General features: G+C 65.5%; 9 protein-coding genes. 3 read left to right on the forward strand and 6 right to left on the reverse strand.

All coding sequences use genetic code 11. The features are described 5' to 3' along the window. The coding region (gene moaC, locus ABWP92_RS15360) for a cyclic pyranopterin monophosphate synthase MoaC (protein ID WP_353236271.1) at nucleotides 1–446 on the reverse strand (446 nt) is incomplete at its 3' end. Nucleotides 447–753: 307 nt separating this feature from the next. Here moaC and ABWP92_RS15365 point away from each other — a divergent pair. Next, nucleotides 754–2,262, forward strand: a complete 1,509-nt coding sequence (locus ABWP92_RS15365) for a M48 family metalloprotease (RefSeq protein WP_353236272.1) — start codon at nucleotides 754–756, stop codon at nucleotides 2,260–2,262. Here the strand turns inward: ABWP92_RS15365 and ABWP92_RS15370 are convergent. From ABWP92_RS15370 to ABWP92_RS15380, 3 genes are all read right to left on the reverse strand, one after another. Beyond that, nucleotides 2,221–2,580, reverse strand: a complete 360-nt coding sequence (locus tag ABWP92_RS15370; protein ID WP_353236273.1) for a phage holin family protein — start codon at nucleotides 2,578–2,580, stop codon at nucleotides 2,221–2,223. The two genes, ABWP92_RS15365 and ABWP92_RS15370, sit on opposite strands and share 42 nt — an antisense overlap. A gap of 57 nt (nucleotides 2,581–2,637) precedes the next feature. Further along, nucleotides 2,638–3,141 (reverse strand): hypothetical protein, encoded by a 504-nt coding sequence (locus tag ABWP92_RS15375; RefSeq protein WP_353236274.1) that lies wholly within the window; start codon nucleotides 3,139–3,141, stop codon nucleotides 2,638–2,640. A 267-nt stretch (nucleotides 3,142–3,408) separates the two neighbouring features. Beyond that, the gene (locus tag ABWP92_RS15380) at nucleotides 3,409–4,140 is read right to left on the reverse strand and encodes a TerC family protein (protein ID WP_353236275.1); all 732 of its coding nucleotides are present in this window, start codon (nucleotides 4,138–4,140) and stop codon (nucleotides 3,409–3,411) included. 532 nt (nucleotides 4,141–4,672) lie between these two features. Between ABWP92_RS15380 and ABWP92_RS15385 the strand changes: the two genes are divergently transcribed. Together ABWP92_RS15385 and ABWP92_RS15390 are read left to right on the forward strand one after the other, a co-directional pair. Beyond that, nucleotides 4,673–5,089, forward strand: coding sequence for a DUF3717 domain-containing protein (locus ABWP92_RS15385; RefSeq protein WP_353236276.1), 417 nt, complete (start codon nucleotides 4,673–4,675; stop codon nucleotides 5,087–5,089). 51 nt (nucleotides 5,090–5,140) lie between these two features. Beyond that, nucleotides 5,141–5,473, forward strand: coding sequence for a putative signal transducing protein (locus ABWP92_RS15390; RefSeq protein WP_353236277.1), 333 nt, complete (start codon nucleotides 5,141–5,143; stop codon nucleotides 5,471–5,473). A 23-nt stretch (nucleotides 5,474–5,496) separates the two neighbouring features. On the opposite strand, the gene ABWP92_RS15395 is transcribed toward ABWP92_RS15390, so the two are convergent. Beyond that, entirely contained in the window at nucleotides 5,497–6,057 is a 561-nt protein-coding gene (locus ABWP92_RS15395; protein ID WP_353236278.1) for a YaeQ family protein, read from the reverse strand. A gap of 26 nt (nucleotides 6,058–6,083) precedes the next feature. Next, nucleotides 6,084–7,463, reverse strand: coding sequence for an adenylosuccinate lyase (gene purB / locus ABWP92_RS15400; protein WP_353236279.1), 1,380 nt, complete (start codon nucleotides 7,461–7,463; stop codon nucleotides 6,084–6,086). Nucleotides 7,464–7,661: the final 198 nt, after the last annotated feature.

Consider the following 7,661-nt stretch of genomic DNA (forward strand, 5'->3'; position numbering starts at 1 on the left):
CCCCGGTCCACGGCCTTGCACATGTCGTAGATGGTCAGCAGGGCGATCTGCACGGCGGTGAGCGCTTCCATTTCCACGCCGGTCTGCCCCACGGTTTCCACGGTGGCGGTGCATTGGACGGCCGCTGCGGCTTCCTTGATCTCGAACTCCACGGCCACGCGCGTCAGGGCCAGGGGGTGGCATAGGGGGATCAGGTCGCTGGTTTTCTTGGCCGCCATGATGGCGGCGATGCGGGCGATGCCGAGCACGTCGCCCTTTTTGGCCGTTCCCGACTGGATCAGCGCCAGGGTGGCGGGCAGCATGCGGATGTCTCCGGTGGCAACGGCCACCCGGCGGGTGGATGGCTTGCCGCCCACGTCCACCATGTGCGCCTGGCCCTGCTGGTCGAAGTGTGTGAGGTTTTGCTGTTGTTGCTGCTGCGGATGGTTGCTGGGGTCGTGGCTCATGGTGGGGGTATCGGGTGGATTGGGGGTGGGTTGAGGTGTCCGGGTTCCGGGCTCTTCTACGCCGCAATGGGTTGAGGCCCGTCACCTGCCGGTCCGCGCTTGTTGCAATTGGGGTGCAACCAATGCATGCTCCGGGCATCATACCCAGGGCCTGGGGCTTCGTCGGCGGATTTCCGGCTGGCGGGGGCTCCGGCTTTTTGTCGAGGTGCATCGTTTGAGCAGCAAAAATCATCCACCCCGTTTTCCTGGTTTTTTCCGCTTTTGCCGTTTTCCCCGCTTTCCCAGGCATCGCGCGGCTGGCGCGGCGATGGCGGTGATTCTGGCGTTGTCCGCGCTGGCGGGCACCGCTCCCGCAGCCGCGCAGGGGTTCGGGCTGCCGTCGCTGGGCGATGGGCAGGATCTGACCACGGCGCAGGAGCGCAAGCTGGGCGACAGGATCATCAAGGAGCTGTACCGCGACCCGGACTATCTCGATGATGTGGTGCTGACCGACTATATGAGCCAGATCCTCGCGTCGCTGATGAAGGCTTCGGAGCAGCGCGGCGAGCTGTCGGACGAGCTCAAGGAGCGCTACGCGTGGCAGATTCTTCTGGGGCGCGACAAGCAGGTGAATGCGTTTGCGCTGCCGGGCGGTTATTTTGGCGTGTACCTGGGCCTGATCGCGGTGACGGGAACGCGCGATGAGCTGGCGTCGGTGATGGCGCACGAAATGAGCCACGTGACGCAGCGGCATATCGCCCGCATGATTTCGCAGCAGGGCAAGATGACGCCGCTGATGATCGGCTCGATGGTGCTGGGGGCGCTGGCCGCCAGCCGCAATCCTGATGCGGGGATGGCGATGATGATGGGCGGGCAGGCTGCGGTGATGCAGAGCCAGATCAATTTCACGCGCGACATGGAGCGCGAGGCGGATCGTATCGGCTTCAGCCTGATGAAGCCTGCCGGGTTTGCGCCCCAGGGCTTCGTGGGCATGTTCGATCGTCTGCAGCAGGCCAATCGCATCAATGACAACGGCGACTGGCCTTATCTTCGCAGCCACCCGCTGACCACGCAGCGCATTGCCGACATGCATACGCGCCTGGGCAGGGATGACGTGGCCGAGCCGGCCGCGTCGCTGGAACATGTGATGATGGTGGCGCGCGCGCGGGTGCTGATGCGTCCGGGCGCGCAGGCGCTGCGGCAATATGTGGATGAGACTCGGGACGTGGCGTTCGCGCAGAAGTCCTTGAACCGGCGCGTGGGCGCCCTGTATGCGGCGGCCCTGAGCGCGCTGTACCTGCAGGACGAGGCGCAGGCGCGCGAGGCGCTGGGCAAGCTCAAGCCATTGGCGCAGTCTGACGCCGCGGCCAACCGGCAGGCGCATCTGCTGGCCGCCGAGGTGGAAATGGCAACCGGCCATGCGCAGGAGGCGCTGCGGGAGCTGGATGCGGGCGGCGCGAAGATCACGGCCACGGCCGATGTGGGCCGCCCCGAGCTGCTGGCGCGCACGCAGGTGATGCTGAAGCTGCAGCGCGCGGCCGAGATGACCGGCCCGCTACAGACCTGGGTGACGACCCACCCCGCTGATGCGGGCGCATGGCAGGCGCTGGCCGAGGTCTGGCGGCAGCAGAATCAGCCGCTGCGCGCCATCCGCGCGGAAGCGGAGGCGCAGATGGGCCACTATGACTACGCCGCCGCGCGCGACCGCTTCAAGGCCGGACAGGACCTTGCGCGCAAGGGCGGAGGCGATTTCTACGATGCCTCGATCATCGACACGCGTCTGCGCGAGGTGGAGTCACTTCTGAAGGAACAGGCTTCCGACCGCACTCTCGATTAGCATGCCGAGCGCGGAATAGATCAGCGAGCCGAGCAGCGCCGCGCCGAAGCCGTGCACCTGGAAGCCGCTGCCCAGCAACGAACTGGCGGCCCAGAACATGAGCGCGTTGATGACGAACAGAAAGAGCCCCAGCGTGACCAGCGTGACCGGCAGCGTGAGCACGATCAGGATGGGACGCACGATGGTGTTGAGAAGGCCGATGACCGCCGCCGCGATCAGGGCGCTGGGGAAGCTGCGCACTTCCACCCCGCTGCTGTAGATATAGGCAACGAACAGAAGCGCCGCCGCGCTGAGAAGCCATTTGAGCAGTAGTTTCATGGCTTGAAAGGATAGCACCGGGGCGCGCGAACCGCCGCGCCCGTGGCGGGGCCGTGGTCAGTCCACGGCGATGACCATCATGCAGAACAGTCCGGCGAGCGTGCCGGGCAGCGTCCAGTTGCGGGCGGGTTTCTTGACGGTCACGGGGATGGCCGCGGCGGGCGCGGGCTGCGGGACTGCCGCGGTATTCGCCATGGGCGCCGCGTTGTCCTGCTTGGGCCTGCGCGCATCGACGGGCTGAAGGTTGCCGCCATACTGCTGCTGCAACTGGACGATCAGCTCGGGCAGCGGCGTCTTGGCGAGCACGGTGTCCACGCGGGCGTGATCTCCGGCCTGGGCCTGGATCCAGGGCAGCATTTGCGCGAACAGCTTGTCGGCCCATTTGGCGCGCCAGGATTCGCGCGCGCTGTGGCTGACCCATTTGCTGATGCGGTGCGTCATGCGGGGCGCGCAGGCCACCAGCACCCACCGGGTCGCCTGGCCGCCGGCCTGGCGGGCCAGGGGCTGAATGATCTGCCGTGCGTATTCGGCATCGTCGACATACACGATTACGGTGTCCATGGGGCGTCCTTGTAGTTGCTGCGGTCTACGGGCGTGCATCGGCCGGGCGTGGGCTCCGGGCCAGTGGGCGGGCCTGCGGACACAATATACCGATGCGGCCGCGTTGCCGGTCCTTTTTTACGGGAAATCAGGGGATTGCATGACCTTGGCATGATCTGCCGCGACAGGGGAGCTTTCCCCCGTCGCGGCGCTTCGGCCCATGTCTTTACCGCGCCTGTGGGTGGTGGCGCGCGGTGGGCGCGCTCGGTTCCGGACTCGGTTCCGGATTCAGTGGGCGGCGTCGGCGCCTTGCGCGTTGCGGCGGGCCATGACGGCCTTGCCGATCACCAGCACCAGCAGCGCGCCGGCCACGCTGGCCGCATAGCGGATGACGTCGGTCTGCGCGATCTTCAGCATCCATTGCCACTTGTCGGGGTTGGCGAACGCCGGGTCGCTCACGAGCATGCCGCCCGCGATCCAGCCCAGCAGCATGCCGCCGGCCGTGATGATCAAGGGGAAGCGCTCCATGAGCTTGATGACCAGCTGGCTGCCCCAGACGATGATCGGAATGGAGATCAGCAGGCCCAGCACCACCAGCAGGAACGAGTGCTCGCCCGAGTTCTGCGCCGCGCCTGCGATGGCGATCACGTTGTCCACGCTCATCACCAGGTCGGCGACGATGATGGTCTTGATGGCGGCGAACAGCTTGTCGCTTCCGGCGACGTCGCCGTGGCCGTCTTCATCGGGGGCCAGCAGCTTCACGCCGATCCACACCAGCAGGATGGCTCCCACGAGCTTCAGGAAAGGCAGGTTCAGCAGCGTCATGGCGAACGCGATCAGGATGACCCGCAATACGATGGCCCCGGCGGTGCCCCAGATGATGCCCTTGGTGCGCTGCGCGGGCGGCAGCTTGCGGCAGGCCAGTGCGATCACCACGGCATTGTCGCCACCCAGCAGGATGTCGATGATGATGATCTGACCGAGCGCGACCCAGAATTCGGGCGAAGTCAAAAATTCCATAAAGTCCTCAACGTCAATAGTCAAATGGCTGGCGCGCTACCGAGGTAGTGCAAAGCCCTGTCTTGATTGGATGCCGGACGACCGAAGAGAACTGGCTTCGCGCGTGCGTTTGCCATGACGCGCGCGGGAGGAGCAGCCTTGATCAGCCCGACAGAGCCCATCAAAGGTCTTGCTCAGCCAGGCTATTGACGTTGTATTTCACCTGTGCCCGGGCTGCCGGAAGCTCGCGCTTCGTACTGACGACAGACCGAATAGCCCGGAAAACGGTGCAGGCATGCGGGTGTGATCCCTTGTGCCGTGGCGAGTCCCGGGGCTGGGAGCTACTCCCCTTTAATCGCGCCATTGGAACACAGCCGGGAAGCCCCGCGCAAGCTGTGGGATAGCATTTTCTTGAGGTCTATAAGAATGTAATCAAGCACTCATGCCTATTGCTGCTTGTTTGCTTGCTATTGTTTTTGAAATGTGAGTGGAAAATGGGGATTACCCTTGGTGCGTCGCGCGCATTGCGGAAGACTTATCATCGCTGGCCCTTATGCGCTGTTCCGAACCACTCATCCATATCACCGATATCGAGGCCGCGATCAACCACTGGCGCGAACGCGCGCCGGCCGACGCGGGCGCGGGGCTGGCGCGGGAGCTGTCCGCGCTGGCGCAGGTGTATGCGAGCATGGTGTACCAACGCCAGCACGAGATCGCCGAGGACGACATGCCGCCCGAGGCGCTTTTCGCGTGGCTCGAGTGGTACGAGACGACCACGGACACGCCCTGCATCGCCATCTGCTCGACCAGCCAGGGCGATGAAACCTGCAGGGGCTGCGGCCGCACTTTCGGCGAGGTGCAGAACTGGCTGGAATTCAGCCCGGTGCAAAAGCGCGCGGTGTGGCGGCGTATCACCATGGAAAGCACGGCGCTGCGCTTTACCCGCTACAAGGAGCGCGCGGGCGGCTGAGCGGCGCGCGTGTTTACGCGGCGCTCGTGAACGGCTATCGTGGAGCGCATCATGCTGCGCCTGATCACTGCTCCCGACATCGTGCAAGCCAGAATCTGGTGCGATCTGCTGTGCGAGGCGGGATTGCCGGCCAGCGTGCTGCGCGAGCATTTCGCATCGGCGCACGGCCTGATGCCGCCCGCCGAATGCCTCCCCGAGATCTGGCTCGAATATGAGGAGCACGCGAGCGCCGCGCGGCAACTGCTGCTCGACCTGGCGCAACTGCCGCAGCGCAGGTGGCAGTGCCGCTGCGGCGAGACGGTGGAGGGCGGGTTCGAGCAGTGCTGGAACTGCGGAGGCTTCATGCAGCTGGGGCGGGAGCTGCCGCCGCTACCGCCGCCCTGAATGCTCCCGGCAGGGGCGGCGGGCTACTTCCAGCGCACCGGCTCCAGGTGCACGCTGCCCAGGTTGCTGCTCAGCGTGAGCGCACCTTCCTGGATCGTCGCCTGCAACTGCATGCTGCGCTCGGCCAGCGTGGCGAGCTGCTGCGATGCCTCGGCGGGAATGCGCCATACCTGCACCTTGTCGAGCCGCGCCAGCTTGTTTTCGATGCCCTTCCACCAGACCTCGGCGGCGTGGTGGAACGGATAGACGACGACCGCGTCGGTCTTGCTGCAGGCCTTGGTGAGCGGCTTGTCCTCGGGCTGGCCGACTTCGATCCACAGGCGCTTGCGGCCGGTGAAATCGGTGAGGGACGCGTCCGGATCATCCGGATCGGAGAGTCCCGCGCCAAAGGCCAGCGTGCCATCGCCATTGCACACCGCCTGCAGTTGCCAGGCGTTCAGGGCGAGGGCCGCCAGCCGGACCATCATGCGCTCGTCGGTCTCGCTGGGATGGCGGGCCAGTGTCAGCGCGTGGTCGGCGTAGTAGCCGTTGTCGATGTCGGCGATCGAGAGGTTCGCCTTGAAGATCGTGGATTTGAGTGCCATGGGCTGGTCCGGCCGCCTTGCGCCGATCAGACGCGCTTGGCGAGTTCGGCGGCCTTGCCGGTGTAGCTGCCGGGCGTCATCGCCAGCAGCCGGTCCTTGTCGGCCTGGGGAATTTCCAGCGACCGGATCAGCGCATGAAGGGCCTCGGCGGTAACGGTCTTGCCGCGCGTGACCTCCTTGAGCTTTTCATAGGCTCCGGCCACGCCGTAGCGGCGCATCACGGTCTGGATGGGCTCGGCGAGCACTTCCCAGCTGGCGTCCAGGTCCTGGGCGATGGCTTCCTCGTTGAGCTCCAGCTTGTTCAGGCCCGTCAGCAGCGAGTTGTAGGCCAGCACCGCGTAGCCCAGCGCCACGCCGATGTTGCGCAGCACGGTGCTGTCGGTCAGGTCGCGCTGCCAGCGGCTGATGGGCAGCTTCTCCGAGAGGTGGCGCAGCAGCGCGTTGGCCAGCCCGAGGTTGCCTTCGGCGTTCTCGAAGTCGATCGGGTTGACCTTGTGCGGCATGGTCGAGGAGCCGATTTCCCCGGCCTTGAGCTTTTGCTTGAAGTAGCCAAGGCTCACGTAGCCCCAGATGTCGCGCGAGAGGTCGATCAGGATGGTGTTGGCGCGGGCCACCGCGTCGAACAGCTCGGCCATGTAGTCGTGCGGTTCGATCTGGATGGAGTAGGGCTGGAACGTGAGGCCCAGGCCCTCGGGCTCGTGCGACTCGATCACCTTCTTGCTGAACGCTTCCCAGTCGAATTCGGGCCAGGCGGACAGGTGGGCGTTGTAGTTGCCCACGGCGCCGTTCATCTTGCCCAGGATCTTCACGCCGCTGATGCGGTCGCTGGCGGTCTGCAGGCGCATCACCACGTTGGCGATTTCCTTGCCCACGGTCGTGGGGCTGGCGGTCTGGCCGTGCGTGCGGCTGAGCATGGGCACGCCGGCGAACTGGCGGGCCATCTCGCGCAGCTTGAGCTGGATGCGGTCGAGCGTGGGCAGCAGCACCTGGTCGCGGCCCGCGCGCAGCTGCAGCGCGTGGCTGGTGTTGTTGATGTCCTCGCTGGTGCAGGCGAAGTGGACGAATTCAGCGGCCTTCTCCAGCTCGGGACGGGCCTCGAAACGGGACTTGATCCAGTATTCCACGGCCTTGACGTCGTGGTTGGTGGTTTTCTCGATGTGCTTGATGGCGGCGGAGTCCGCTTCGCTGAAGTTGCTCACGAGGCTGTGCAGATAGCTGCGCGCGCCGGCGGACAGGGGCTTGAATTCGGCGAAGCCGGCATCGGACAGCGCGATGAACCAGGTGATTTCCACCTGCACGCGGCGCTGCATGTAGCCATGCTCGCTCATGATGGGGCGCAGGTCGGCAAGCTTGGCGGCGTAGCGGCCGTCAAGCGGGGAGAGGGCGGTGATCGTGGACAGGCTCATAGCCCTCTATTGTAGGTTGCGCGTGCGGGCCGTTGCTTGCCGCGGGTTTCGGATGGCCGCGGCGGATGTGTTGCTGGCAGGAAACGCTCCGGCCCTTCGATGCATGTGGATTGCACTTACGCCACGGGAGGCGGCGCGAAGCGGTATGCCGCAGGCCCTAGAATCAGTCCGTCGTTTTGAACACATTCTTAGAGCCGC

The sequence above is a fragment of the Diaphorobacter ruginosibacter genome (assembly GCF_040396215.1).
GTDB lineage: Bacteria > Pseudomonadota > Gammaproteobacteria > Burkholderiales > Burkholderiaceae_C > Diaphorobacter_A > Diaphorobacter_A ruginosibacter_A.

What these genes read in the sequence shown, in the direction of transcription:
- ABWP92_RS15375 (WP_353236274.1), bottom strand. Translation starts at nt 3,141, where the DNA reads ATGGACACCGTAATCGTGTATGTCGACGATGCCGAATACGCACGGCAG.
- ABWP92_RS15380 (WP_353236275.1), bottom strand. Translation starts at nt 4,140, where the DNA reads ATGGAATTTTTGACTTCGCCCGAATTCTGGGTCGCGCTCGGTCAGATC.
- ABWP92_RS15390 (WP_353236277.1), top strand. Translation starts at nt 5,141, where the DNA reads ATGCTGCGCCTGATCACTGCTCCCGACATCGTGCAAGCCAGAATCTGG.
- purB (WP_353236279.1), bottom strand. Translation starts at nt 7,463, where the DNA reads ATGAGCCTGTCCACGATCACCGCCCTCTCCCCGCTTGACGGCCGCTAC.
- ABWP92_RS15385 (WP_353236276.1), top strand. Translation starts at nt 4,673, where the DNA reads ATGCGCTGTTCCGAACCACTCATCCATATCACCGATATCGAGGCCGCG.
- ABWP92_RS15370 (WP_353236273.1), bottom strand. Translation starts at nt 2,580, where the DNA reads ATGAAACTACTGCTCAAATGGCTTCTCAGCGCGGCGGCGCTTCTGTTC.
- ABWP92_RS15365 (WP_353236272.1), top strand. Translation starts at nt 754, where the DNA reads ATGGCGGTGATTCTGGCGTTGTCCGCGCTGGCGGGCACCGCTCCCGCA.
- ABWP92_RS15395 (WP_353236278.1), bottom strand. Translation starts at nt 6,057, where the DNA reads ATGGCACTCAAATCCACGATCTTCAAGGCGAACCTCTCGATCGCCGAC.